Source organism: Brevundimonas sp. TSRC1-1 (assembly GCF_049898245.1).
In the GTDB taxonomy this organism is placed as follows: Bacteria; Pseudomonadota; Alphaproteobacteria; order Caulobacterales; family Caulobacteraceae; genus Brevundimonas; species Brevundimonas mediterranea_A.
This window is the reverse complement of sequence record NZ_JAFCXI010000003.1, coordinates 464,361-487,384: the sequence shown is the minus strand read 5'-3', so window position 1 is coordinate 487,384 and position 23,024 is coordinate 464,361. Positions and strand designations below refer to the sequence as shown.

At 65.5% G+C, this 23,024-nt stretch carries 22 protein-coding genes and 1 pseudogene; 13 read left to right on the top strand and 10 right to left on the bottom strand.

What is annotated here, in order from left to right; all coding sequences use genetic code 11:
* Positions 1-19 precede the first annotated feature (19 nt).
* The 4 genes from ACP7CK_RS12365 to ettA are packed head-to-tail and all read right to left on the bottom strand — an operon-like array spanning position 20 to position 3,197.
* Positions 20-946 carry a 2-hydroxyacid dehydrogenase gene (locus tag ACP7CK_RS12365; protein ID WP_291754400.1) on the bottom strand — a complete coding sequence of 309 codons (927 nt, stop codon included), beginning with the start codon at positions 944-946 and terminating at the stop codon, positions 20-22.
* Complete coding sequence (locus ACP7CK_RS12360) at positions 943-1,275, bottom strand: DUF5615 family PIN-like protein (RefSeq protein WP_426026185.1); 333 nt, start codon at positions 1,273-1,275, stop codon at positions 943-945. Before ACP7CK_RS12360 ends, ACP7CK_RS12365 begins: the two co-directional genes overlap by 4 nt.
* Positions 1,272-1,505: a DUF433 domain-containing protein gene (locus ACP7CK_RS12355; protein WP_035308849.1), complete on the bottom strand. Its 234-nt coding sequence runs from the start codon at positions 1,503-1,505 to the stop codon at positions 1,272-1,274. The genes ACP7CK_RS12360 and ACP7CK_RS12355 overlap by 4 nt, the downstream gene beginning before the upstream one ends.
* 24 nt (positions 1,506-1,529) lie before the next feature.
* The gene (ettA, locus tag ACP7CK_RS12350; RefSeq protein ID WP_035308847.1) at positions 1,530-3,197 is read right to left on the bottom strand and encodes an energy-dependent translational throttle protein EttA; all 1,668 of its coding nucleotides are present in this window, start codon (positions 3,195-3,197) and stop codon (positions 1,530-1,532) included.
* 822 nt (positions 3,198-4,019) lie between these two features.
* Here ettA and ACP7CK_RS12345 point away from each other — a divergent pair.
* The 3 genes from ACP7CK_RS12345 to ACP7CK_RS12335 all read left to right on the top strand — a co-directional run bounded on the left by ACP7CK_RS12345 (position 4,020) and on the right by ACP7CK_RS12335 (position 7,932).
* Entirely contained in the window at positions 4,020-4,967 is a 948-nt protein-coding gene (locus ACP7CK_RS12345; protein WP_426026184.1) for a mechanosensitive ion channel family protein, read from the top strand.
* Positions 4,967-5,983, top strand: a complete 1,017-nt coding sequence (locus ACP7CK_RS12340; RefSeq protein ID WP_426026183.1) for a threonine aldolase family protein — start codon at positions 4,967-4,969, stop codon at positions 5,981-5,983. Before ACP7CK_RS12345 ends, ACP7CK_RS12340 begins: the two co-directional genes overlap by 1 nt.
* 125 nt (positions 5,984-6,108) lie before the next feature.
* A complete protein-coding gene (locus ACP7CK_RS12335) occupies positions 6,109-7,932 on the top strand; it encodes an ABCB family ABC transporter ATP-binding protein/permease (protein ID WP_426026182.1) in 1,824 nt (607 codons plus the stop codon).
* Here ACP7CK_RS12335 and ACP7CK_RS12330 read toward each other — a convergent pair.
* From ACP7CK_RS12330 to ACP7CK_RS12320, 3 genes are all read right to left on the bottom strand, one after another.
* Positions 7,917-8,405: a chemotaxis protein CheE gene (locus ACP7CK_RS12330; protein WP_426026181.1), complete on the bottom strand. Its 489-nt coding sequence runs from the start codon at positions 8,403-8,405 to the stop codon at positions 7,917-7,919. The two genes, ACP7CK_RS12335 and ACP7CK_RS12330, sit on opposite strands and share 16 nt — an antisense overlap.
* The gene (locus ACP7CK_RS12325; RefSeq protein ID WP_230307721.1) at positions 8,402-8,884 is read right to left on the bottom strand and encodes a response regulator; all 483 of its coding nucleotides are present in this window, start codon (positions 8,882-8,884) and stop codon (positions 8,402-8,404) included. The genes ACP7CK_RS12330 and ACP7CK_RS12325 overlap by 4 nt, the downstream gene beginning before the upstream one ends.
* Positions 8,885-9,020: 136 nt before the next feature.
* Positions 9,021-9,968 carry an acetyl-CoA carboxylase carboxyltransferase subunit alpha gene (locus tag ACP7CK_RS12320; protein ID WP_008263509.1) on the bottom strand — a complete coding sequence of 316 codons (948 nt, stop codon included), beginning with the start codon at positions 9,966-9,968 and terminating at the stop codon, positions 9,021-9,023.
* Between the two features lie 374 nt (positions 9,969-10,342).
* Here ACP7CK_RS12320 and ACP7CK_RS12315 point away from each other — a divergent pair, with 374 nt between their 5' ends.
* Complete coding sequence (locus ACP7CK_RS12315; protein WP_426026180.1) at positions 10,343-11,770, top strand: tyrosine-type recombinase/integrase; 1,428 nt, start codon at positions 10,343-10,345, stop codon at positions 11,768-11,770.
* 629 nt (positions 11,771-12,399) lie between these two features.
* Here ACP7CK_RS12315 and ACP7CK_RS12310 read toward each other — a convergent pair.
* Both ACP7CK_RS12310 and ACP7CK_RS12305 read right to left on the bottom strand, forming a co-directional pair.
* Positions 12,400-13,399 (bottom strand): annotated as a pseudogene (locus tag ACP7CK_RS12310) (IS110 family transposase).
* A gap of 289 nt (positions 13,400-13,688) precedes the next feature.
* On the bottom strand, positions 13,689-14,459 hold the full coding sequence (locus ACP7CK_RS12305; RefSeq protein WP_426026179.1) for an IclR family transcriptional regulator: 771 nt from the start codon (positions 14,457-14,459) through the stop codon (positions 13,689-13,691).
* Positions 14,460-14,570: 111 nt separating this feature from the next.
* Here ACP7CK_RS12305 and ACP7CK_RS12300 point away from each other — a divergent pair, with 111 nt between their 5' ends.
* From ACP7CK_RS12300 to ACP7CK_RS12285, 4 genes are read left to right on the top strand one after another with little or no spacing between them, the layout of a single operon-like run.
* Positions 14,571-15,356, top strand: a complete 786-nt coding sequence (locus ACP7CK_RS12300; RefSeq protein WP_426026178.1) for a 2-keto-4-pentenoate hydratase — start codon at positions 14,571-14,573, stop codon at positions 15,354-15,356.
* Complete coding sequence (locus ACP7CK_RS12295) at positions 15,353-16,297, top strand: acetaldehyde dehydrogenase (acetylating) (protein ID WP_426026177.1); 945 nt, start codon at positions 15,353-15,355, stop codon at positions 16,295-16,297. The genes ACP7CK_RS12300 and ACP7CK_RS12295 overlap by 4 nt, the downstream gene beginning before the upstream one ends.
* On the top strand, positions 16,294-17,349 hold the full coding sequence (gene dmpG / locus ACP7CK_RS12290; RefSeq protein ID WP_426026176.1) for a 4-hydroxy-2-oxovalerate aldolase: 1,056 nt from the start codon (positions 16,294-16,296) through the stop codon (positions 17,347-17,349). Before ACP7CK_RS12295 ends, dmpG begins: the two co-directional genes overlap by 4 nt.
* A complete protein-coding gene (locus ACP7CK_RS12285) occupies positions 17,346-17,504 on the top strand; it encodes a hypothetical protein (RefSeq protein WP_426026175.1) in 159 nt (52 codons plus the stop codon). The genes dmpG and ACP7CK_RS12285 overlap by 4 nt, the downstream gene beginning before the upstream one ends.
* Positions 17,505-17,519: 15 nt before the next feature.
* On the opposite strand, the gene ACP7CK_RS12280 is transcribed toward ACP7CK_RS12285, so the two are convergent.
* Entirely contained in the window at positions 17,520-18,317 is a 798-nt protein-coding gene (locus ACP7CK_RS12280; protein WP_426026174.1) for a GntR family transcriptional regulator, read from the bottom strand.
* A gap of 227 nt (positions 18,318-18,544) precedes the next feature.
* Between ACP7CK_RS12280 and ACP7CK_RS12275 the strand changes: the two genes are divergently transcribed.
* The 5 genes from ACP7CK_RS12275 to ACP7CK_RS12255 all read left to right on the top strand — a co-directional run bounded on the left by ACP7CK_RS12275 (position 18,545) and on the right by ACP7CK_RS12255 (position 23,024).
* Positions 18,545-19,414, top strand: coding sequence for an alpha/beta fold hydrolase (locus ACP7CK_RS12275; protein WP_426026173.1), 870 nt, complete (start codon positions 18,545-18,547; stop codon positions 19,412-19,414).
* Between the two features lie 54 nt (positions 19,415-19,468).
* The gene (locus tag ACP7CK_RS12270; RefSeq protein WP_426026172.1) at positions 19,469-20,830 is read left to right on the top strand and encodes an SRPBCC family protein; all 1,362 of its coding nucleotides are present in this window, start codon (positions 19,469-19,471) and stop codon (positions 20,828-20,830) included.
* A gap of 65 nt (positions 20,831-20,895) precedes the next feature.
* Entirely contained in the window at positions 20,896-21,459 is a 564-nt protein-coding gene (locus ACP7CK_RS12265) for an aromatic-ring-hydroxylating dioxygenase subunit beta (RefSeq protein WP_426026171.1), read from the top strand.
* A 12-nt stretch (positions 21,460-21,471) separates the two neighbouring features.
* Positions 21,472-21,795, top strand: a complete 324-nt coding sequence (locus ACP7CK_RS12260) for a non-heme iron oxygenase ferredoxin subunit (RefSeq protein ID WP_426026170.1) — start codon at positions 21,472-21,474, stop codon at positions 21,793-21,795.
* Positions 21,795-23,024, top strand: coding sequence for an NAD(P)/FAD-dependent oxidoreductase (locus tag ACP7CK_RS12255; protein ID WP_426026169.1), 1,230 nt, complete (start codon positions 21,795-21,797; stop codon positions 23,022-23,024). The genes ACP7CK_RS12260 and ACP7CK_RS12255 overlap by 1 nt, the downstream gene beginning before the upstream one ends.

The following is a 23,024-nucleotide window of genomic DNA, read 5'->3' as shown; positions in this document are numbered from 1 at the left end:
TTATGCAAGTGAAAACCGCCTAGAGGACGGGCGTTTTCAGTGGTTCCCCGGCGAAATGCGCCTGAAGGTTCTGCATCAGCAGCATCAGCATGCCCTGAACGCCGGCTGTCGTGGCGCCGGCGGTGTGAGGCGTCAGGACCATATTGGGTACGTCGGCCCAACGGTTTGGATCGGTCGGCTCCTCTGCGAAAACATCAAGGGCGGCTTGGCCCAGGGCGCCGGATTTCAGCGCGGCGATCAGGGCGTCCTCGTCGATCACCTGGCCCCGCGAGACATTGATCAGCAGGCCGTCGGGGCCGAGCGCCTCAAGCACCTCGCGCGAGATCAAGCCGCGGTTGGTTTCGTCGGCCTTGCAGGCGACCACGAGGATGTCGCTCTGTTTCGCAAGGCTGAGCAGAGATTCAGCCCGGGGCCATTCGGCGTCGCGGGGGCGGGGGCCCCACCACGCCACCTCCATTCGGAAGGGCGCGCAGCGAGCGGCGACGGCCTTGCCGATGGCGCCCAGGCCGACGACGCCGACCTTCTGGCCCCGGACAGAGGGGGTGAGGGTGCGGGTCTCGGCGGTCCAGTCGCCGGACCGGACCTGCCGGTCGCCCGAGACGATCTGGCGGCGGGCGGCCAGGATCAGGCCCAGGGCGTGGTCGGCGACGTCCTCGTGATTGACGCCGGGCGCGTGGGTGACCGGCAGGCCGCGTTCACGGCACCAGTCGACGTCGATCCCGTCGTAGCCCGAGGTGAAACAGGCGATCAGGTCGAGGTTGGGCAGGCGTTCGATCAGCGCCTTGTCCAGCGGCGCCTCGCCGGCGACGACCAGGGCGCGGATGTCATGGGCGGCCTCGATCGGCGGGCCTTCCCAGAAGCGGTAGACGTCATAGGCGCTCTCCAGGATCGGCGAGAGCGGGGCGAGATGCCGCTGCATGATGAGAACGGCGGGGCGTTGGGTCATGGTCGGACCTCCACAATGGCCTCGCCGTCGGTCAGCCGAGCGACGACGCTGGTCCAGTCGCGCCGCACGATGGCGTAGAGTTCGTCGTTCGAACAGTTTCCGAGGTTGAGGTGGACCAGTGGCTGACCGCTGGCGCTAAGCTGCGCCAGCAAAAGAAAGTCCTTGTCCTTGCTGACGACGACCGCCCCCCGTGACGCCGCCAAGGCCCAGATTTCCCGGTCGCCTGCCGTGGCCAGCCCCATCAATCTGACGTCTTCGACCTCATGATCGAAGGCGGTGATCGCATCGATCAGGCGGACGGGCAGGTTCTGATCGAGCAGGAATTTCAAGCTGCAGCGGCCGCCACCGAATGATCGAGCGCCTGCGCGGCGTAGGCCAGGGCGGCCCGCAGGTCGTCGGCTTCCAATTCCTCGTAGTCGGAAAGGATCTGGGCCTCAGTCATTCCGGAGGCCAGCCACCCGAGAATGTCATGCACGGCGATACGCATGCCCCGGATGCAGGGCCGACCGGCGCGTTTGCCGTCTTCGATAGTGATGCGGGACAGAAGATCGTCGCTCATGTCCCGCATCCTATCACAGATCGATCAGCGGCCGAACTTCTGGTGCTGGATGCGCTTGGGGATGATGCTGTCGGCGCCCAGGCGACGCATCTTGTCCTGTTCGTAGGCTTCGAAGTTTCCTTCGAACCATTCCACATGGCCGTCGCCTTCGAAGGCGAGGATGTGGGTGGCCAGTCGGTCCAGGAACCAGCGGTCGTGGGAGATGACCACGGCGCAGCCTGCGAACTCTTCCAGCGCCTCTTCGAGGTTCTGCAGGGTTTCGATGTCCAGGTCGTTGGTCGGTTCGTCGAGCAGGATCAGATTGCCGCCCGAGGCCAGGGTCTTGGCCAGGTGGACGCGGTTGCGCTCACCGCCGGACAGCTGGCCGACCTTCTTCTGCTGGTCGCCGCCCTTGAAGTTGAAGCTGCCGACATAGGCGCGGGTGTTGATCTCGCGCTTGCCGACCATCATCACATCGGTGCCGCCCGAGATGGCCTGCCAGATGGTCTCGTCCGGCTTCAGATCGTCGCGCGACTGGTCGACATAGGCCAGCTTGACCGTCTCGCCGACCTTGATCGTGCCGCCGTCGGGGGTTTCCTGACCGGTGATCAACTTGAACATGGTCGACTTGCCGGCGCCGTTGGGGCCGATGACGCCGACGATGCCGTTGGGCGGAAGCTTGAAGGTCAGGTTGTCGAACAGGGTCTTGTCGCCATAGGTCTTGGCCAGGCCTTCGACCTCCAGCACGACATTCCCCAGGCGCGGCCCAGGCGGGATCTGGATGTGGGCGTGGGTCTGGGCGCCGCGCATCGATTCCTGCTCGTCCACCATCCGCTCATAGGCGGCCAGACGGGCCTTGGACTTGGCCTGACGGGCCTTGGCGCCCGAACGGACCCATTCCAGTTCGCGGGTGAGGGCGCGCTGGCGGGCTTCGGATTCGGACTGTTCCTGAATGACGCGCTTGGTCTTGGCTTCCAGCCACGAGGAATAGTTGCCCTCGTGCGGGTGGCCCTTGCCGCGGTCCAGCTCCAGCGTCCACTTGGTGACGAGGTCCAGGAAGTAGCGGTCGTGGGTCACCAGGATGACGCAGCCGGGGAAGTTTTCCAGGTGGTGCTGCAGCCAGGCGACGGATTCGGCGTCCAGGTGGTTGGTCGGTTCGTCGAGCAGCAGCATGTCGGGCTTGGACAGCAGCAGGCGGGCCAGGGCCACGCGGCGCTTCTCACCGCCCGACAGGTTGGCGACCTCCCAGTCGTCGGGCGGGCAGCGCAGGGCGCCCATGGCCATTTCGATGCGGCTGTCGATGTCCCAGACGTCGCCGGCGTCGATCTTCTCCTGGAGGGCGGTCATCTCCTCCATCAGCTCGTCGGTGTAGTTCTCGCCCAGTTCGGCGGCGACGGCGTTGAACCGGTTGACCCACTGTTTCTCTTCGCACCAGGCCTCGACGTTCTCGCGCACGTTCAGGGCGGGGTCCAGCTGGGGCTCCTGCTCCAGATAGCCGCGCTTGATGCCGTCGGCGGCGCGGGCCTCGCCGGTGAACTCGTTGTCCAGGCCGGCCATGATCTTCAGCAGGGTGGATTTACCCGAGCCGTTGACGCCGACGACGCCGATCTTGGCGTCGTTATAGAAGCTGAGCCAGATGTTCTCGAAGATCTTGCGGCCGCCGGGGAAGGTCTTGGTCAGACCCTGCATCTGGAAAATATATTGCTGCGCCATGAGGTGCGGTTTCGCCCTTCGGGTTTCGTCGGATTGGGAGGTTTGGGCGGATGTAGCGATCCTGGCGCCAGAGAGCAAATAAGGCGAGCGGCGAACGACGGCGCCTCCGCCGTTTTCGCGGCGGAGTTGGAGGCCCTTTGGAAGCGGAGGGCTGGGCGGGGCGCCGGGCCTTCGCCCGGAGTTTAGTGCTTTGAGTACCGTTTCGACGAAGGTTTGACGCCCCGCGCGGTTGGTTGGCCTGCAAGCTCGGGGTGCCGAGTGGTGGCGGTCTTATCGCCTAACCCCATAAGCCTGCGACGGGTCGGCGGGGTCTGCGAACCCCGTCCCGAGTGCGATCGAGTATCCCCCTCGATCCTGCGACGCGGCTTCAGACGCCGGGGCGATCCCCGACCGATAAGCTGCGCCGCCGCGGGGGGATTTCACCCCCGCTCCCGTTCCATCCGCTCCCGCCGCCGCAAGGTCGCAGGCCAAGCGAGCCCTCCAAGCGACGAGACCGGGGGTGATTATAAGGGGTGTGGGAGGGGTGATGGGTTGGAGGGGGTGAGAATCTGGGAAGGTGTTGGAATTGCTGGGGTCGGACCAGCGTCATTAGGATAGTTGGACTCGTTCGTTCGGGCCCCCTCCGTCTCGCCGCTGCGCGGCGATCCACCTCCCCCAGGGGGGGAGGAGTGGGGGGAGGAGTGGGATGACGGAGATCCTCCCCCCTTGGGGGAGGTGGCGCGGCGCAGAGCGCCGCGACGGAGGGGGCGTGTCGCGTCGGCGTCGTGGTGAAATTGCCTTGAGCGGGCTTCCATTCGGAGATCGAGACGTTAGACCCCCCTTATGTCGAATGCCTCCCCTATAGCCGAAGCCGTCGCCGCCGGGCGTCAGGCCGTGGCGGTCGATACCGTCATGATCGCCAAGATCACCGACATGGCCGGTGATTTCGCCATCAATCTGACGATCGCCGCCCTGATTTTTGCGGCGACGGTGATCGCGGCCAAATGGTCGGCCCGGCTGGCGCGCAACGCCCTGTCACGGGTCGGCGCCTTCCGGCACGACCAGACCGTGCTCAGCTTCGCCGTTCAGGTCGTGCGGGTGGTGGTGTTCATCATCGGCATGATCGCCGTGCTGCAGCGGCTGGGGGTGCAGACCACTTCGATCATCGCGGTGCTGGGGGCGGCGTCGCTGGCCGTGGGCCTGGCCCTGCAAGGGACCCTGTCGAACGTGGCCTCGGGCATCATGCTGCTGGTGCTGAGACCCTATCGCGTCGGCGATGTGGTGGACGTCGGCGGCATGGCCGGCACGGTGCAGCGGCTGGACCTGTTCACGACCCAGTTGTCGAACGCCAACAACCACAAGATCGTCATTCCCAATTCCAAGGTTCTGAGCGATCCCCTGACCAATCTGACCGGCCAGCAGACGCGGCGGATCGAGATCAATTTCGGCGTCGGCTATGGCGACGACCTGAACAAGGCGCGTTGCGTCCTGGCCGACATGGCGGCGGCGCACGAGAAGGTGCTGGACGACCCGCCCCCCTGGACCGGGGTGACGGGCCTGCTGGACAGTGCGGTGCAGGTGACGTTGCACGCCTGGGTCAAGGTCGAGGACTGGTGGCAGACCCAGGCCGATCTGATGCAGGGCGGCAAGGAGGCGCTGGACGCCGCCGGGATCGAAATTCCCTTCCCGCATCAGGTCGCCGTGCCCTATGGCGATGAAGACGTCATGCCGGTCGTCCGTGTACGGACGGTGGAAGACGGCGGGCATGACGTGAAGGTGAAGACGCGCTGATGCGATACGATTTCGGATCCGACAACACCGCCGGCATGGCGCCGAGCGCGGTCGAAGGTCTGGCGCGGGCCAACGCCGGATACGCCCGGTCCTATGGTTCAGACGAGATCACGGCGCGGGCCGCCGATCAGATCCGCCAACGGCTGGACGCCGACGCCGAGATCCGGTTCGTCTTCAGCGGCACGGCGGCCAACGCCATCGCCCTGTCGATGCTGGCCTTTCCGTTCGAGGCGGTGCTGGCGCAAAACGCCGCCCATGTCTGCACCGACGAGACGGGGGCGCCGGGCTTCTTCGGCCAGGGCGTCGGCCTGATCGGCCTGCCGGGGTTTTCGGGGCGGATCGATCCGCTGGCGCTGAAGGCGCAACTGGCCGAGCCCGAGGTCGGCCATCGCCAGCCGCCGGCGGCCCTGTCCCTGACCCAGGCGACCGAGTACGGCGCGGTCTATACCGAGGAAGAACTGCGCCATCTGATCGAGCCGGTGAAGGCCAGGGGATACGGCGTTCATATGGACGGGGCGCGTCTGGCCAACGCCGTCGCGGCCGGGTTCGACCTGAAGGATATTCCGCGCCTGGGCGTGGATGTGCTGGTGTTCGGCGGGGCCAAGGCGGGGGCGAACTGCGTCGAGGCCCTGGTCCTGTTCGACAAGAGCCTGGCGCGGCGGCTGGACAACCGGCTGAAACAGGCGGGGCAGGTGGCGTCCAAGGCGCGGCTGCTGGCCGGGCCGATGCTGGGCCTGCTGGAAAGCGGCGACTGGGAATCGGGCGGCGCCCACGCCAATCTGATGGCGAAACGGCTGGCGGCGGGGGTGGCGACCCGCTCGCCCTATGTCCTGGCCCATCCGGTCGAGGCCAATACGGTGTTCGTGCGAATGCCGGCCGAGGCGCACCAGAGGCTGAACGCCCTGGGCTGGGCCTGTTATCAGTTCGACGACGGATCGGTGCGGTTCGTGTGTTCCTGGGCGACCCAGGCAGAGGCCGTGGACGAACTGATCGAGGCGATCGCGGGCCTGAACTGAGCCCTTGTCGCGCGTGCGGCCTTTCCCCGGTCGCATAGTCTGTCCATATGCGGATCATGGCGATGCGCGGAGAGCGCTCCGGCGGCCGGCGCGACCCTATGGTCAAGGCGCAACAGGCGGGGAGCATGCAGGAAAAGACAGAGGGACCCCCGACGCTGCAGGCGTTGGCGGACCTGGTGCGGCTGGTGGGCCGGTCGGGCGCGCCGCAATTGCGGGTGCGGCTGGTCTCGGCCGTCGGCCTGACGCTGGCGGGCAAGGCGCTGGGGGTGCTGGCGCCCCTGATGCTGGGCGCGGCGGTCAATCGGCTGGCGGCGGGGCAGGGGGCGGCCGTGGCGGTCGGCTGGGGTTTCGCCGCCTTCGCCGTAGGCTGGGCCATCGTGCGCTTCCTGTCGTCGGTCGCGCCCCAGGTGTCGGACGTGGTGTTCGCCCCGGTGCGGTCCGCGGCGCAGAGAAAGACGGCGGCCGAGGTGTTCGCCCATGCGCTGAGCCTGTCGCTGGATTTCCACCAGACCAAACGCTCGGGCGCCCTGTCGCGGACCATGGATCGCGGCTCGCGGGCGGTGGATTTCCTGTTGCGCATCCTGGCCTTCAACCTGGTTCCGACCGGGGTGGAGCTGGCGCTGGCGGCGGCGGTGCTGGGCGGCAAGTACGACTGGCGGTTCGCGGCGGTCGCGGTGGCGGTGGTGGTGGTCTACACGATCGCGACCTTCGCCCTGTCCAACTGGCGGCTGGAGCATCGCCGGGTCATGAACGCCGCCGATTCCGAGGCGGCCGGCGTCTCGGTCGACGCCCTGCTGAACTATGAGACGGTCAAGTCGTTCGGGGCCGAGACCCGGGCGGCCCAGACCTATGACCGGGCCCTGGGCGACTACGCCCAGGCGTCGCTGAAGGCCAACAGTTCGCTGGCCCTGCTGAACGGGGTCCAGGCCCTGATCATGAATATCGGCCTAGGCGTCATGGCGGTGATGGCCGGGTTCGAGGCGGCGGCGGGGCGGATGGGGCCGGGGGATGTGGCGGCGGCGGTGCTGATCATGATCTCCCTGTACGCCCCGCTGAACATCCTGGGCTTCGCCTATCGGGAAATCCGCCAGTCCTTCATCGACATGGAGGAGATGCTGAAGGTGACGCGGCTGACGCCCCAGGTGGCGGATGCGGCCGACGCCGTCCCTTTGCCGCGACCGGTCGATGCGCGCGGGGCGTCGGTGGAGTTCCAGCAGGTCGGCTATCGCCACGACGCCCGGACCAGCGGGCTGGAGGACGTCAGCTTTGTCGCCGCGCCGGGCACGACCACGGCCCTGGTCGGGCCGTCGGGAGCGGGCAAGTCCACCATCGTCAAACTGGCGCTGCGGCTGCTGGATCCGCAGGAGGGGCGGGTCCTGATCGACGGGCATGACGCGCGGACGGTGACCCAGGCCTCGTTACGGGCCGCGGTGGCCCTGGTGCCGCAGGACGTGGCCCTGTTCAACGACAGCCTCTACGCCAATATCGCCTTCGCCCGGCCGGACGCCGATGCGGCCCAGGTGTGGGCGGCGGCGGCGGCGGCGGAACTGTCCGACTTCATCCAGGGGTTGCCCGACGGGATGGAGACCCGGGTCGGGGAGCGGGGGCTGAAACTGTCGGGCGGAGAACGCCAGAGGGTGGGCATCGCCCGCGCCCTGCTGGCCGATCCCTGCATCCTGATCCTGGACGAGGCGACCAGCGCCCTGGACAGCCGCACCGAGGCGGCGATCCAGAAGACCCTGCGCCGGGTCAGCCAGGGGCGGACCACCCTGGTGGTGGCGCACCGGCTGTCGACCGTGGCCGACGCCGATCAGATCCTGGTGCTGAAGGCCGGGCGGATCGTCGAGCGCGGCGCGCACCATGAGCTGGTGGCGCGGCTGGGCGGAGAATACGCCGCCCTGTGGCGCAAGCAGACACGGGCGGGCAAGGCGGCTCAGGCCGGGGACTGAGGCGACGTCGGCAGTTTGCGTCTCAGGACTTCGCTCAGATTGGCCATGATGGCGATGCGGGCCTCGGCCGTGCCGGGGGCGTCCGGGGTCAGGCTGAGCAGCAGTTTCATCGCCTGGGCGTGGACCGTGGCGATGCGCCAGTCGAACCCCCCCTGGCGCGGCGCGGCGTCCAGCAGATCGCACAGGCCCTTGGCCGCCGTGCACAGGTCGTCCAGGGCGAAGGGGCTGGCGGCGTCGATGACCTGGCTGGAGGCGGCGTAGGCGCTGTCCAGACGCAGGGCTTCGGGGATGTCCGGCGTCGGGTGCGCCAGCAGGGCGCCGATATTCTCGGATATGATGGCCAGGGCCTGGTCCTTCAGCCCGTCCAGATTGGCCTTGGCCTGGGCCAGGGCGACCCCGACGCTGACGCCGCCGGGACGATCCACCATCTCCGCGAGACGGGATTTGCGCTGGACATGGGTGATGACCGTCATGCGAACTCCATGGTCTTCTTGCGGATCATGTCGGCCCGCCGTTCTTCGCCGTCATAGTCGTCGTGCCGGAACCGGCGATCCGGTCCCAGATAGTCCCCGACCTCGAGGAAGGGCCGGCTGTCGCGCGCGACCCACAGGATCCGCTCCAGCAGCATGGCGGCGCTGAACGGCTTGGTGACGACGAAATTGGCGCCGCAGTCGCGGGCTTCGGTGACCCGCCCGCGCCGAATATGGCTGGCGGTCATGATCACGGGCGTGAAGGCGTTGGGGTTGGGCCCTGACCGACGCAGCCAGCGCACCAGTTCGAAACCGTCGATGTCCGGCATGTCGGTATCGACCAACAGCAGATCGACCGGCTTCTCCTGAAGAATGCGGCGCGCCTCGGCGCCTCTGCCGACCGTGAAGGCGGGGCGAATGCCGAAACCGGCCAGGGCGCCCGCCGTCAGGGTCAGGGAGAAGGGCGAATCGTCGACGACCATGGTGATGGCGCCGCTGAGGTTGAAAACCGCGCTTTCTCGAAGAGAATCGCCCTGTGTCGCCATGATTGATCAGATTTCGCCCCGGTCAGGGGAGAGCTTCACCTGATTTCATGGATTCGGGGTTAACGCCGTTCGGTCAAAGCGCGCCGATGGCGTAGAAGCGGTCGGCGCGCTGTTTGCGGATCTGCTGGGGCGACAGGCCTTCGAAGGCCTTCAGCTCCTCGGCCAGGACGTCGCCGACGTTGGCCATGGCGGCGGCGCGGTCGGTGTGGGCGCCGCCGACGGGTTCGTCGATCAGCCGGTCCACGATCTTCAGCGCCAGCAGGTCCGGGCCGGTGATCTTCATGGCCATGGCCGCGTCCCTGGCCCGGGCGCCGTCGCGCCACAGGATGCCGGCCGCGCCTTCGGGCGAGATGACCGAATAGATCGAATGTTCCAGCATCAGCACGCGGCTGGCGGCGGCGATGGCGATGGCCCCGCCCGAACCGCCTTCGCCCGCGATGGTGGCGATGGAGGGGACGCCCAGGGTCAGGCAGCGTTCGGTCGAACGGGCGATGGCCTCGGCCTGGCCGCGCTCCTCGGCGCCCAGGCCCGGATAGGCGCCGGCGGTGTCGATGAAGCTGAGCACCGGCAGGCCGAACTGTTCGGCCAGGTCCATCAGGCGCACGGCCTTGCGATAGCCTTCGGGCCGGGCCATGCCGAAATTGTGGGTGATGCGGGTGGCGGTGTCGTGGCCCTTTTCCTGGCCCATGATGACGACGGGCCGACCGCGGAACCGGGCCAGGCCGCCCAGTATGGCCTGATCGTCGCCGAACTTGCGGTCGCCGTGCAGCTCGTTCCAGTCGGTGAACAGGCTCTCGACATAGTCAATGAAATGCGGCCGCTGCGGATGGCGCGCCACCTGGGTCTTCATCCAGGGGTCGAGACCGGCGTAGGTCTTCTTGCGCAGCTGTTCCGCCTTCTTGCGCAGGCCCGCGACCTCGGCGTCGAAACCGCCGGAGGTCTCGGACAGGGCCGACAGTTCCTCGATCTTGGCTTCCAGATCGGCGATCGGCTTTTCGAAGTCGAGATAGTGCGTGGCCATAAAGGCGTCCGGGACTGCAGGCGGGAAAACCGCCCCTAGGGAAGGCGGGGGAAACTAGAGAGGTCGAGGCCGCCGGGCAAGCGGGGTTCAGAGCCGCTTCCTTCTACGATGGGGAGAAGGTGGCCCGCAGGGCCGGATGAGGGCCTGTCGGTGGGCGAGTTCGCACCCATACCCCTCACCCTTTCGCGCAAGACCGATCGCTGCGCTCTCGGGCGCTCAAGCCCTCTCCCGCTGGGATAAGGCGAGAACCCTAAATAGCTAGAATCACAGAGCAGTTTTTGCTACGACATTTCTACACGATGTATGCACGTCACGGTGGATCAATGACTTAGCGCCGGGATGTGCACGAAATCTACACGACGATGGAGGCTGTCATGGCGTTTGTCACGGACAAGGAAGAGCTGAAACCCGGACTGGTCATCTTCCGGCGCGGCGATTTGCAGAGCCGGGATTGGTACTGCCGCATTCGACTGCCGAAGGCGACGCGCTACAAGACCATTGCCTTGAAGACGCCGGATATCACGACAGCGCGGACCCTCGCTTATGACCACGAAAGCGAAGTCCGCTTTGCGTTGAAGCGCAATCTCCCGGTCTTCAACCGTCCGTTCTCTGCCGTCGCGAAAGACTACATCGCCGAGCAGCGACTGCGCGCGCAGCGCGGCGAGATCACGCTTGGCCGTGTGAAGTTGATTGAGTCGGTCGTGAAGAACCAGCTCAACCCCTATGTCGGCAAGACCCAGATCGACCTAATCGCGCTGGACCGCTGGCAAAACTATCCGTCCTGGCGGCGGTCGCTCAGCCCTGGCCGTATGGCCCGCCACGGCAACGTCCGTCCGATGACAGACGCCGAACGCGATGCCGTCAAGAGCCTCGCCGACGACAAGACGAAGCAGAAAGGGCGCGCGGTCGGCAAGCAGACGACGGAGACCTCGGAGCCCGAGAACACGGACTGGATCATCGTCAGTGATGCGACGATCCGGTTCGAAATGAAGATCTACCGCGCCATCATCAATGACGCGATTACGAAACAGGAAGCCCCGCCCCATCACCGCATCGAGGGTATGCCGTCGCTTGAGAAGCAACGCCGAGACGCGTTCTCTCTGGAGGAATACCGCCGCCTCCATACCCACGCTCGCACCAAGTGGGTTGAGGCGTCGAAGACTAAGACCGCCCGCTGGTATCGGGAGATGGTTTATCAATTCGTCCTGATTATGTGCAACACCGGCATGCGGCCATCCGAGGCGCGTAACCTGCGTTGGCGCGACGTGACCGACGCGACGGACAAGAACGGTCAGCCAGTGACGGTGCTGTCCGTGCGCGGCAAGGGCAAGTCGCGCCAGTTGGTCGCGCCGAGCAGCAACGTCGGAAAATACCTAGACCGTATTCGTGCCATCGCGGTGAGCACCGCCTTGGAGGCGCCGGTATTCAGCAGCGCCACCGGCACCGAAGAACGCACCCTCTACAAGGCCTTCATCGCCGATCTTCTGGACGACGCGAACCTGCGTGTCGGCCCATCCGGCATTATGCGCTCGACCTATTCGTTCCGGCATACCTACGCCACCATCCGCCTGACCGAAGGCGTCAGCGAGTTGCTGTTGGCCGAGCAGATGGGAACGTCGGTGCAGATGATCCAGGAGCATTACGGCCATGTGGACACCATCAAGCACGCCGACCTCGTGTTGCAGGGCATGAGCGATTGGGAACCCCGAGAACCATTGGTCACGACGGAAGTAAAAGAGACCATTCAGGTTAAACGCGTCGCACGGGCGAGGCGAACGACGGAGCCGCGCAGGCCTCATTGATGTCCGGTCCGTCGCCGCCGAGGGTTCACGCGCCGAGTTCGGTGCGCCGCTGGTGGCGAAGGTCTGGTCTGTGTCTCTGCCATACGTCCGATGCGCAGCCTGCGCTCTTGATCGGCCGTCTGGCAAAGCAGGCCGGTGGAGCGAGCCGCGTCGAGTTCGATGCGGCCCGCCGGTCTGCGTCTTCCGCTGCTATGCTCCCGCGCGCCGTGGCGCTCTTGAGGAGGGGGCGATAGCGAGGTCTCATCCTTCGTCAGAAGCTTTCACTAACACCAGGGCGTCTATGTCGATGTCATCCGGTCCTCACTGACGTGATGGCGTGGACGACCTCCACCTAACCAGCTGTTCTGGCGGTGTCGTCATCAGGGACGTCGTGTGTGGACGACCTCCAAGACGCAAGAGTGGAAACGACGTTGGCGCTCGGTCGAGTGCAGTCATGTGTTCGGCCTGTTGATGCAGCTATGCGTGCTGGCTCTGATGAAGTCCGCGGACCGGCTCCCTAATCACGTCAACGCGCTCGAGGCGCTCTGACCCCCTGGGTTTCACCGATCCCCGGCTGCGGCCGGCTCGTCATCACGTCTCGCCACTCCTTCGTCTACGGCACCGGTCCTGGGTGAAGGCCGGGCCGACCTCTATGCCGCCGTGGGCCTGTAGTCCTCCTGTCGGGCCATCAGGGTCCAGGCTATGCGAGCTGGTTTGTTGGCCAGGGCCACCGCGCGACCTTCTGCTTCTTTCGTTCGAGGAGATTGCCGAACCAGCCCTCCCGTCCTCGCTGCCGTGCCATCCGCAGGACGGCAGTCGCCCCGACGACCAGAAGACGTCGAAGGTAGCTGTCGCCCGTCTTGCTGATGCCACCCTGGCGTTCCTTGCCGCCACTGCTGTTGGCGCGCGGCGTGAGCCCCAGCCAGGCTGCGAACTGCCGACCGGAACGGAAGAGACCCGGATCTGACGCACTCGCCGCCATGGCGCTGGCGGTGATCGGCCCGATGCCCGGGATGGTCGCTAGTCGCCGGCTCGTCTCATCCCGCCGATGCCAGTTGAGGATCAGACGCACCAGCCGGCTGATCTCTGCGCCGAGGTGTTCGAGCTGTTCTGCCAGCCCGCCAAGTGCGGCTCGCGCCAGATCCGGCAAGTCCTGATCCTCTCCACGCAGGTCCTTCAGCGCTGCCTGCACCCCAGCTGGACCTTGAGGAGCGACGATGCCGAACTCCCCGAGGTGGCCCCGCAACGAGTTGATCAGCATAGTTCTCTGGCGAACGAGAAGGTCCCGGGTTTTGTGCAGCATGAACACCGCCTGCTGCACTTTGGACTTCACTGCCACGAACCGCATGGTCGGCCGGGTGACGGCCTCGGCGTCGGCCGCGTCGGTCTTGCCCCGCGTCACATGAGCCTTCACGTAAGCCGGCGGCATGAGCCGCACCTCGTGGCCGATCGCCATCAGTTCACGCGCCCAGTGGTGGCTGAGGCGCACGCTTTGATGCCGACGAGGCAGGGCCCAATCGATTGAAAGAAGGCCAGCACCTGGCCGCGTCGCAGTTGCCGCCTAACGACGACCGTGCCGCCTGTCGCGACACCGTGAACTTGGAAAACAGTCTTCGCCAGATCGAGCCCGACGACAGCGATGGTCTGCATGATACCGCTCCTAGACGTGACGTCCCTGATGACGACACCGCCAGAACAGCTGGTTAGGTGGAGGTCGTCCACACCATCACGTCAAAGGGGCAGGTCACGGGCCATTCCATCCCAAAACAAGGCGAAAGGAATCAGCATTCGGCCCAAATGGGAATCCCATTTATGGGTCTATCACCTAGTGTGGGCAGCCGCTTCCGCGTCGAGTCCCACCGGGCTTTTCATGTGGTGTCCGCCCACCGTACGGATCCGACTGTCGCTGTAAAAGTGTGTCGAGCGGGCCTGGTCCCTCTTAATCGGGCTTCGCGTGCGCTGCGTGGGTAAGTTTGGCCTCGATTGTCGTGACAGCCTCCAGAAGGGTGACGAGCGCGTGTTCATAGGCGTCATCCGCGAGGCCGGCGGGGGACGAGATTGAGACCGCCGCCACCACCGTCCCGTCCGAGCACCGCAGCGGGGCCGCGACACATTTCAACGTCTCGAAGACCTCGGAGTCGTCGACCGCCCAGCCTTGCGCCTTCACGATGGCCAAATGGTCTCTGAGCGCCGAGGGCTTGACGATGGTGCTCGGCGTGAGGGCGACGAACGGTCCGTCGGCGAGGTAACGCTCACGCCGATCTTCATCGAGATGGGCAAGGAGAACCTTTCCGATCCCCGAGCAGTAGGCTTCGAGCTGCATGCCCTCCTGTGTGAACGTGGCGGCCGGGCCGTGGGATTCCTTCAGAAGGTAGGTGACCATCCCATCTTCCAGCTGGCCGAGATGCACCGTCTGCTTCAAGCGGCGCGCGAGCCCAGCGAGCACCGGTCGGCTGAGCCGGGCGACCAGTCGCCCCTCGTCGAGAGTCCGTGCGGCCGCCAGCATCGTGGGGCCAGCCACGTATCGACCGCGGGATTCCTTTTGGATCATGCCCTGCCGTTCGAGGGTTGCGGTGAGGCGATGCGCCGTCGAGAACGGCAATCCGGCCCTTTCCGCCAAGACGCTGAGAGGACTATTCCCGTCGTCTGCAAGAACCACAGCGAACAGCCCCAAGGCCTTTTCGAGGGTTTGAGAGGCGGGCGTGGCCATAGCGAGGGCTCCAACAAGCTCTTACTATATGAGAGCTGCGCCTTCGCGCAACATCGCCAAGGCCTCCTGCGAGCGGCATAGAGTCGGTCAACAGCAATACGGAGGACGACCATGACGATCGACCCGGAGGATGTCGCACTGCGTCTTCGCAATGCTTATGCCGGCGAGACTGTGGCGCCCCTCCGCGACGTGCTGGACCCCCAGGACATCGACGGGGCCTACGCCGTCCAGAGCGCCAACACCGCCCGTTGGACCCGTGAGGGGCGCAAGATCGTGGGTCGCAAGATCGGGCTGACCGCAAAGGCCGTGCAGATTCAACTCGGCGTCGATCGACCCGACTTCGGTGTCCTGTTCGAGGACATGGCCATCGCGGACAATGGCCGCTTGTCTCCGTCGAGCGTGATCCAGCCCAAGGCCGAAGCCGAAGTCGCCTTCATCCTCGGCGCGGATCTGCCGGACCCTGCTGCGACCGATGAGGCTATCGCGGCCGGCGTCGCGCACGCCGTGGCGGCCATCGAAATCGTCGACAGCCGCATCGCCGACTGGAAGATCACCTTCGCCGACACGGTCGCTGACAATGGCTCCTCGGCGTTCTTCGTCCTGGGCCGTGAACGCAAGCCGCTGGCCAGCCTGGACCTGTGGACCTGCGGCATGGTGCTGGAAGTTAATGGCGAAGCGGTGTCTCTCGGCACCGGCGCGGCCTGCCTTGGCCATCCCCTTAAGGCCCTCGCATGGCTCGCCAGGACGCTGGCCGAGCGGGGCGAGCCGCTTCGAGCCGGGGAGGTGGTCCTTAGCGGAGCCCTGGGGCCCATGGTGGCTCTCAAACCAGGCGACGTGGTCAAAGCCACAATCGGTGGCCTCGGAACCGCCAGTTTTACCTACGGAGACGCGGCATGAACAAGATCAAGGTGGCCATCATCGGCTCGGGCAATATCGGCACGGATCTGATGATCAAGATCATGCGTCTGTCGGACGTGCTGGAGATGGGGTGTTTCGTCGGCGTCGATCCTGGATCGGACGGGCTGAAGCGCGCGGAACGTCTTGGCGTGCCGATCACGTCGGACGGGATCGACGGTCTGGTCGCCTTGCCGGGATTCGACGAAATCAAGATCGTGTTCGACGCCACCTCGGCCGGGGCGCATGAGAAGCACGACCGTATCCTGCGTGAGCATGGCAAGATCGTCATCGACCTGACCCCGGCGGCTATCGGACCCTTCACCATTCCGGCGGTCAACGGCCTGGCCAATCTGGATGAGCCCAACGTCAATATGGTCACCTGCGGGGGCCAGGCGACGATCCCGATCGTCGCGGCGGTCAACCGCGTGTCACCGGTGATCTATGGCGAGATCGTCGCCTCCATCGCCTCCAAGTCGGCCGGTCCCGGCACCCGCGCCAATATCGACGAGTTCACCGAGACGACGTCCCAGGCCATCGAGAAGGTCGGCGGCGCGCGACGCGGCAAGGCCATCATCGTGCTGAACCCAGCCGAGCCGCCCCTGATCATGCGCGACACCGTCTATTGCCTGGTCGGACCGGGCGCGGACACGAAGGCCATCGAAGCGTCGGTGCTGAGCATGGTCGAGGACGTCAAATCATATGTGCCAGGATACCGCCTGAAGCAGGCGGTCCAGTTCGAGACCATCGGCGACAACCATCCGCTTCGCATTCCCGAGATGGACGGCGACTTCTCGGGGACCAAGGTCTCGGTCTTCCTCGAGGTCGAGGGCGCCGCCCACTATCTGCCCGCCTATGCCGGCAACCTCGACATCATGACCTCGGCCGCCCTGAAGACCGCCGAGCGGATCGCCGTACGCCATCATCAGAAAGTCGCCGCATGACCGCTGTTCCGACACCCCCCGCTTCCGGCCCGGTCGGCGTCCCCGCCGGCAAGCTCTATATCCAGGACGTGACCCTGCGCGACGGCATGCACGCGATACGCCACCAGTACGGCCTCGACGATGTCCGTGCGGTCGCGCGCATGCTGGACCGGGCCAGGGTCGACGCTATCGAGGTCGCCCACGGCGACGGCCTGTCGGGTTCGTCGTTCAATTATGGCTTCGGTGCCCACACCGACTGGGCCTGGATCGAGGCGGTGGCGGACGTGCTGGAACACAGTGTCCTGACGACCCTGCTTCTGCCCGGCATCGGCACGGTCCACGACCTGAAGCACGCCTATAGGCTGGGCGTCCGATCGGTGCGCGTCGCGACCCATTCGACCGAGGCGGACGTTTCCCGCCAGCATATTGAATACGCCCGCAACCTCGGCATGGACGTGTCCGGCTTCCTGATGATGAGCCATATGACGCCCCCTGAGGTTCTGGCGCAGCAGGCCCTGCTGATGGAGAGCTACGGTGCCCACTGCGTCTATGTTACGGACTCGGGCGGGGCCATGACGATGGATGACGTCGCGGCCCGTCTCCAAGCCTATGACCGGGTGCTGAAGCCCGAAACCCAGCGCGGCATCCACGCCCACCACAATCTGTCGCTCGGCGTCGCCAACTCGATCGCGGCGGTCCAGAACGGCGCCGTCCGGGTCGATGCGTCCCTGGCCGGGATGGGCGCGGGCGCAGGCAATGCCCCGCTGGAGGCCTTCATTGCCGCCGCCGACGTCTACGGCTGGGAACATGGGACGGACCTGTTCGCCCTGATGGACGCCGCCGAGGATCTGGTGAGGCCGCTACAGGATCGGCCGGTGCGAGTGGATCGAGAGACGCTGAGTCTCGGCTATGCAGGCGTCTATTCCAGCTTCCTGCGTCACGCCGAAAAGGCCGCCGCCGAACACGGCCTCGACACCCGCGCCATCCTGATCGAATTGGGACGCCGCAAGATGATCGGCGGCCAGGAAGACATGATCGTTGATGTCGCCCTGGACATGGTCAAGGCGCGTTGATCCTCGCGTCCGGCGCCCTTGCGGTGAAGGCGCCGGACAGGCGGTTCCTGGAGGCGGTCGGGGCCGCGTTCTTTCTCGGCGCGACACTGTCCATTGACGGCCGCGCCGCCTCCAACGCCCGGTCCCTCGATCCGAACCTCAGCGCCTCGGCCTGAGACGAAGTCTCCGCCCTACGCTTTGAGCAGGGCGTTCGACCGGATCACGTTCGCCGCACGCTGGATGTGGTGCGCCAGGGCTTCGGCCGCCCGATCACCGTCACGCGCCATCGCGGCCGAGAATATCTCTTGATGCTCCCGATGCACGTCCACCGGAATCGGGCCGTGGGTGCCCGACAGTCGGCGATAGCGTTCCGAGTTCTGAAACAGGATCTGCCTGAAATTTCTCAGCCAATTCGATGGTGAGGCCGCGACAAGCGCCTCGTGGAACTCCTTGTTCCGAACTTCCCACGCGTCGAAAGCACTCGCCGGATCCGCTTCGAGCCGCTCCTGGGCCCGCGCCAGCCGATGAAAACACGTGACTAAGTTGTCCTCCCAGGAGTTTCCGCCAAGCTTGATGCTTTCAGCCAGGGCGCTCGTCTCCAAGGTTATCCGCGCGCTGGTGAGGTCTTCCAGATCCGACAGCGACATTGGCGCGACGGTGAATCCTTTTTGCCCTTCGGCGACAACGAGGCAGTCGGCCATCAGACGGGTCAGGGCCTCGCGAAGCGTGCTTCCGCTGATACCCAATGACGATTTCAGGTTTTCCAGGTGGAGTTTCGAGCCCTGCGGATAAACGCCCTCGACGATCCCGACTCTGAGGATCGTGTACGCCGATTCAATGGCCGTTGAACCTCGTCTTTCGGCCGGACCCGCGTCGGCACCGGAGATCGCCCATTGGTCGCTTCCGGGATCAATCATCTCGACGAAATCTCCTTGAAATGTCCAACGGCATGGCGTGCCAGAGGCAGGGCGGCCTGCGATGGCACCCATGGCTGCTCGCATAGCCGAAATTTGTGCGTCGTACAGGGCTATAAAATCGCTTTACATAAATAATATCGTGTTTATCATCAAATAACGTTATTTAGACGGCGCGGTTAAAGCGCTGCGATTGGGAGGACGACCGATGGACGAAGCGCCGCTGCGCTTGCTAGCCCCTAACCCTGCGCCAACCCGTGCCGGCGGGCTGTCGCCTATCGCCGCGCGGCGGAAATCAAGTCATGGGTGAAGCGCATCCGGAAATCGGCCGAACCGTCCAGGCCGGCGCCATCCGCACCAACGTCCATGATGTCGGCGAGGGCGCTCCCGTCGTCCTCATTCATGGATCGGGCCCAGGCGTCACTGCTTGGGCGAATTGGCGCACGGTGATCCCCGCCCTGTCGACCCACAGGCGTGTCGTCGCCCCCGACATGGTTGGCTTCGGCTTCACCGAACGGCCTTCGGACATCGCCTACGGCCGTGAGGCTTGGGTCGCCCATCTGGTCGACCTCCTGGACGCGATGGAGCTCGACCGCATCGATCTCGTCGGGAATTCGTTTGGCGGTGCCCTGTCCCTAGCGTTCGCCATTCGTTTTCCACAGCGGGTTCGTCGGCTCATATTGATGGGTGCGGCGGGCGTGGAGTTCGAAGTCACCAAGGGACTCGACGCCGTCTGGGGCTATGAGCCGTCGGCGCAGAACATGCGCAAGGTGATGGACTATTTCGCCTATGACAGGAGCCTCGTGAACGACGAACTGGCCGAACTGCGCTTCAAGGCCAGCGTCAGGCCAGGCTTCCAGGAAGCCTTCTCCTCGATGTTTCCCGCGCCCAGGCAGCGCTGGGTCGAGGCGCTCGCCAGCCCGGACGACGATATCAGGGCGATCCCGCACGAGACGCTCATCTTGCATGGCCGCGACGACCAGGTGGTTCCGCTTGAGACGTCCCTGCGCCTGCATCAGCTCATTGTTTCGTCTCAACTGCATGTCTTCGGCCGTTGCGGTCACTGGGTGCAGATCGAGCACGCCGCCGGATTTATCCGGCAAGTGCAGGATTTCCTGTCCGACGCGGATCTGGAGTCGTCGGTTCAACGAGACCTGTTGGCCTCGCGCTAAACAATAGATCAGGAGGAAACGATGACTAATATTGAGGAAAGTAAGGTGAGCACCGTGGACACGAGCTTGCCCGCAGCGAGAACACGCTGGACCGACAAGCAGATCCTGGACATGGCCGGCGAGACCACCGGCCGCCTGGACCCGAAAATCTACAGCGATGAAAGCCTCTACGAGCTAGAGCTGGAGCGTGTGTTCGGACGCGCGTGGCTCCTGCTGGGCCACGAGAGCCAGATCAGGAAGCCGGGCGACTACATCACCAACTACATGGGCGAGGACCCGGTGCTCGTCGTCCGGCAAAAGGACGGAGGCATCAAGGTCTTCCTGAATCAATGCCGGCATCGCGGAATGCGCATTTGCCGCGCGGACGCCGGCAACGCCAAGGCGTTCACCTGCAGCTATCACGGATGGGCCTACGACACGGGCGGCAATCTGGTGAGCGTTCCTTTCGAAAAAGAGGCGTTCCCCTGCCTCAACAAGGCCGAGTGGGGGCCGCTCCAGGCCCGCGTCGAAACCTACAAGGGCCTGATCTTCGCCAACTGGGACGCCGACGCGCCCAGTCTGGACGCCTATCTCGGCGAAGCCAAATTCTACATGGACCACATGCTGGATCGGACCGAGGCGGGGACCGAGGCGATCCCCGGCATCCAGAAATGGGTCATCCCCTGCAACTGGAAATTCGCCGCCGAACAGTTCTGCAGCGACATGTACCACGCCGGCACCACCTCGCACCTCTCGGGGATACTCGCCGGCCTACCCGAAGGGCTGGACCTGGCCGACTTGGCGCCACCGACCGTGGGCAAACAGTACAGTGCGCCGTGGGGCGGGCATGGAACCGGTTTCTATATCGGCGACCCCAATCTGCTCCTGGCCATCATGGGGCCGAAGATCACCAGCTATCTGACCGAGGGTCCCGCCGCCGAAAAAGCCGCCGAACGTCTGGGCAGCGTCGAGCGTGGCACCCGCGTGATGGCCCAGCACATGACCGTCTTCCCGACCTGCTCCTTCCTGCCCGGCATCAACACTGTGCGGGCCTGGCATCCGCGCGGACCGAACGAGATCGAGGTCTGGGCCTTCACCGTCGTCGACGCCGACGCGCCGGACGACATCAAGGAGGAGTTCCGGCGTCAGACGCTGCGTACCTTCTCGGCCGGGGGGGTGTTCGAACAGGACGACGGCGAGAACTGGGTCGAGATCCAGCACATCCTACGCGGACACAAGGCGCGCAGCCGCCCGTTCAACATGGAAATGGGCCTCGGCCAGGCCGTGGACAACGACCCGGACTATCCCGGCCGGATCAGCTACGTCTACAGCGAGGAAGCCGCGCGGGGCATGTACGCCCAGTGGGCGCGAATGATGACCTCCGACACTTGGCGCGCGCTCGACGCGACCCGCCCGGTCACGGCGGCGCCTGAATAGCCGCGCCGCGGCCACGGCCCTCTCCAATCCGTTCCCACACACCCTCGAATCGCAAGGGACTCGCCATGTTGATGTCCGTCAATAAACCCGACACTTTCACCAGGAAGCCGGCACCGATCGCGCCTGAACTCCAGCAGGAAATCGAACAGTTCTACTATTGGGAAGCGAAGCTTCTCAATGACCGGCGCTTCGAAGCGTGGTTCGCCCTGCTGGCCGAGGATATCCGCTACTTCATGCCGATCCGCACCACGCGCACCATGCGCGACGTGGATCAGGAATACTCCGGCTTCGGTGAATACGCCCACTTCGACGACGACCTAAACATGATGAAGGGGCGGCTTCGCAAGATCACATCCGATGTCGGCTGGTCCGAAAACCCGGCGTCGCGGACCCGGCACATCATCAGCAATGTGATGGTCGCGCCGGGGGCATCACCGGACGAGCTCCAGACGTCGAACGCGTTCATCGTCTATCGCAACCGGCTGGAGCGACAGCTCGACATCTTCGCCGGCGAGCGGCGCGACACATTGCGGCGAACGACGGACGAAGCGGGCTTCAAGATCGCCAGCCGCACGATCCTTATCGATCAGAGCACCATCCTCTCCAACAACCTCAGCATCTTCTTCTGACGCGGTCGAACCATGGCGTGGACGAACATCATGAGGCGGTCGGATCTCCAGCCGGGCGACATGCATCGCCACGAAGGCGGACCGGAACCAGTGCTCCTGTGCAACGTGGACGGCGAGTTCTTCGCGGTGCAGGACACCTGCACGCACGGAGAATGGGCGCTTTCCGACGGCTATCTGGAAGGCGGCGTCGTCGAATGCTCCCTGCATTTCGCGAAATTCTGCGTCCGCACGGGCAAGGTGAAGGCGCTCCCGGCAGGCAAGGCGCTGCGGGTGTTCCCGGTCAAGGTGGAAGACGATTTCGTGCTGGTCGATCTTGACTTCGGCGAGACGGCGTGATGGTCGACCATGTCGCCATCATCGGTAGCGGCGTCGCCGGCGTCACCACGGCCCAGATCCTGCGCGCCGAGGGCTACGAAGGGCGGATATCCCTAATCGGGGACGAAGCCCATCTGCCCTATGACCGGCCGTCGCTGTCCAAGGCGGTGCTCGGCGGAGACTTGGCGCAACCGCCGCCGCTGGCTGCGCGCGACTGGTACGAAGAGGCTCGGATCGACCTGATCTTCGGCAGGACCGCCACCTCCCTGGACACGGCCAAGCGAGAAATCCGCCTCGACGACGGAACGACGCTCACGGCAGGCGTGATCGTCGCCGCCATGGGCAGCCGCGCGCGCGGGTGCTCGCTCGCCGGCGCCGATCTGGCCGGGGTCGCCACCCTGCGCACCCTCGACGACGTGGATCGCCTGCGCCGGGACTGGACGCCAGGCATGCGGCTGGTCGTGATGGGCGGCGGGCTGATCGGCTGCGAGGTCGCCACCACGGCGCGTAAGCTCGGCCTTGATGTGACAATCCTCGAAGCGTCGGACGAATTGCTGGTGCGGGTACTGGGACGCCGCGTCGGCGCCTGGATCCGTGCGCGGCTTCTGGCACTGGATGTGCGCGTGGAACTCGGGGTCGGCGTCAGCGGCTTTGTCGGCTGGGACCGGCTCGGGGCGGTGACCGCCAGCGACGGCCGCCGGTTCGATGCGGACGCCGCCCTGATCTGCATCGGCGCCGAACCGGCCGACCGACTGGCACGGGAGGCGGGCTTGATCTGCGAGCGCGGGATCGTCGTCGATGGGCGCGGCGCAACGCGGGCGGAAGGGATTTTCGCGGTCGGCGACGTGGCGAGCTGGCCGTTGCGCGACGGCGGACGGCGGTCCCTGGAGACCTATCTGAACGCGCAGCGACAGGCGGTGGCCGTGGCGGCGTCGATCCTGGGTAAGAACGAGGCCGCGCCGCAGACACCGGTCTCCTGGACCGAAATCGCCGGGCATAGGATGCAGATCGGCGGCGACATTGAAGGGCCCGGCGAAATCGTGGCGCGTGGGACCTTGGGTGCCGGGCCAGCGCTTCTGTTCCGGCTTCAGGATGGCAAGGTTCGGGCGGTGGTCGCCGTGGACGCGCCGCGCGACTTCGCCGTGGCGATCAAGCTCGTGGAGTGGGAAGCCCACATCCCTCCCGAGGCGCTGGAAGACTCAAACATGAGCCTGCGCGATCTCGCGCGCTCAAATCAGGGAAGAGAATGA

Bases quoted from the DNA above. Each gene is read 5' to 3' on its own strand.
- ACP7CK_RS12365 (WP_291754400.1), bottom strand. From the start codon at position 946: ATGACCCAACGCCCCGCCGTTCTCATCATGCAGCGGCATCTCGCCCCG.
- ACP7CK_RS12355 (WP_035308849.1), bottom strand. From the start codon at position 1,505: ATGAGCGACGATCTTCTGTCCCGCATCACTATCGAAGACGGCAAACGC.
- ettA (WP_035308847.1), bottom strand. From the start codon at position 3,197: ATGGCGCAGCAATATATTTTCCAGATGCAGGGTCTGACCAAGACCTTC.
- ACP7CK_RS12345 (WP_426026184.1), top strand. From the start codon at position 4,020: ATGTCGAATGCCTCCCCTATAGCCGAAGCCGTCGCCGCCGGGCGTCAG.
- ACP7CK_RS12340 (WP_426026183.1), top strand. From the start codon at position 4,967: ATGCGATACGATTTCGGATCCGACAACACCGCCGGCATGGCGCCGAGC.
- ACP7CK_RS12335 (WP_426026182.1), top strand. From the start codon at position 6,109: ATGCAGGAAAAGACAGAGGGACCCCCGACGCTGCAGGCGTTGGCGGAC.
- ACP7CK_RS12330 (WP_426026181.1), bottom strand. From the start codon at position 8,405: ATGACGGTCATCACCCATGTCCAGCGCAAATCCCGTCTCGCGGAGATG.
- ACP7CK_RS12325 (WP_230307721.1), bottom strand. From the start codon at position 8,884: ATGGTCGTCGACGATTCGCCCTTCTCCCTGACCCTGACGGCGGGCGCC.
- ACP7CK_RS12320 (WP_008263509.1), bottom strand. From the start codon at position 9,968: ATGGCCACGCACTATCTCGACTTCGAAAAGCCGATCGCCGATCTGGAA.
- ACP7CK_RS12315 (WP_426026180.1), top strand. From the start codon at position 10,343: ATGGCGTTTGTCACGGACAAGGAAGAGCTGAAACCCGGACTGGTCATC.
- ACP7CK_RS12305 (WP_426026179.1), bottom strand. From the start codon at position 14,459: ATGGCCACGCCCGCCTCTCAAACCCTCGAAAAGGCCTTGGGGCTGTTC.
- ACP7CK_RS12300 (WP_426026178.1), top strand. From the start codon at position 14,571: ATGACGATCGACCCGGAGGATGTCGCACTGCGTCTTCGCAATGCTTAT.
- ACP7CK_RS12295 (WP_426026177.1), top strand. From the start codon at position 15,353: ATGAACAAGATCAAGGTGGCCATCATCGGCTCGGGCAATATCGGCACG.
- dmpG (WP_426026176.1), top strand. From the start codon at position 16,294: ATGACCGCTGTTCCGACACCCCCCGCTTCCGGCCCGGTCGGCGTCCCC.
- ACP7CK_RS12280 (WP_426026174.1), bottom strand. From the start codon at position 18,317: ATGGGTGCCATCGCAGGCCGCCCTGCCTCTGGCACGCCATGCCGTTGG.
- ACP7CK_RS12275 (WP_426026173.1), top strand. From the start codon at position 18,545: ATGGGTGAAGCGCATCCGGAAATCGGCCGAACCGTCCAGGCCGGCGCC.
- ACP7CK_RS12265 (WP_426026171.1), top strand. From the start codon at position 20,896: ATGTTGATGTCCGTCAATAAACCCGACACTTTCACCAGGAAGCCGGCA.
- ACP7CK_RS12260 (WP_426026170.1), top strand. From the start codon at position 21,472: ATGGCGTGGACGAACATCATGAGGCGGTCGGATCTCCAGCCGGGCGAC.
- ACP7CK_RS12255 (WP_426026169.1), top strand. From the start codon at position 21,795: ATGGTCGACCATGTCGCCATCATCGGTAGCGGCGTCGCCGGCGTCACC.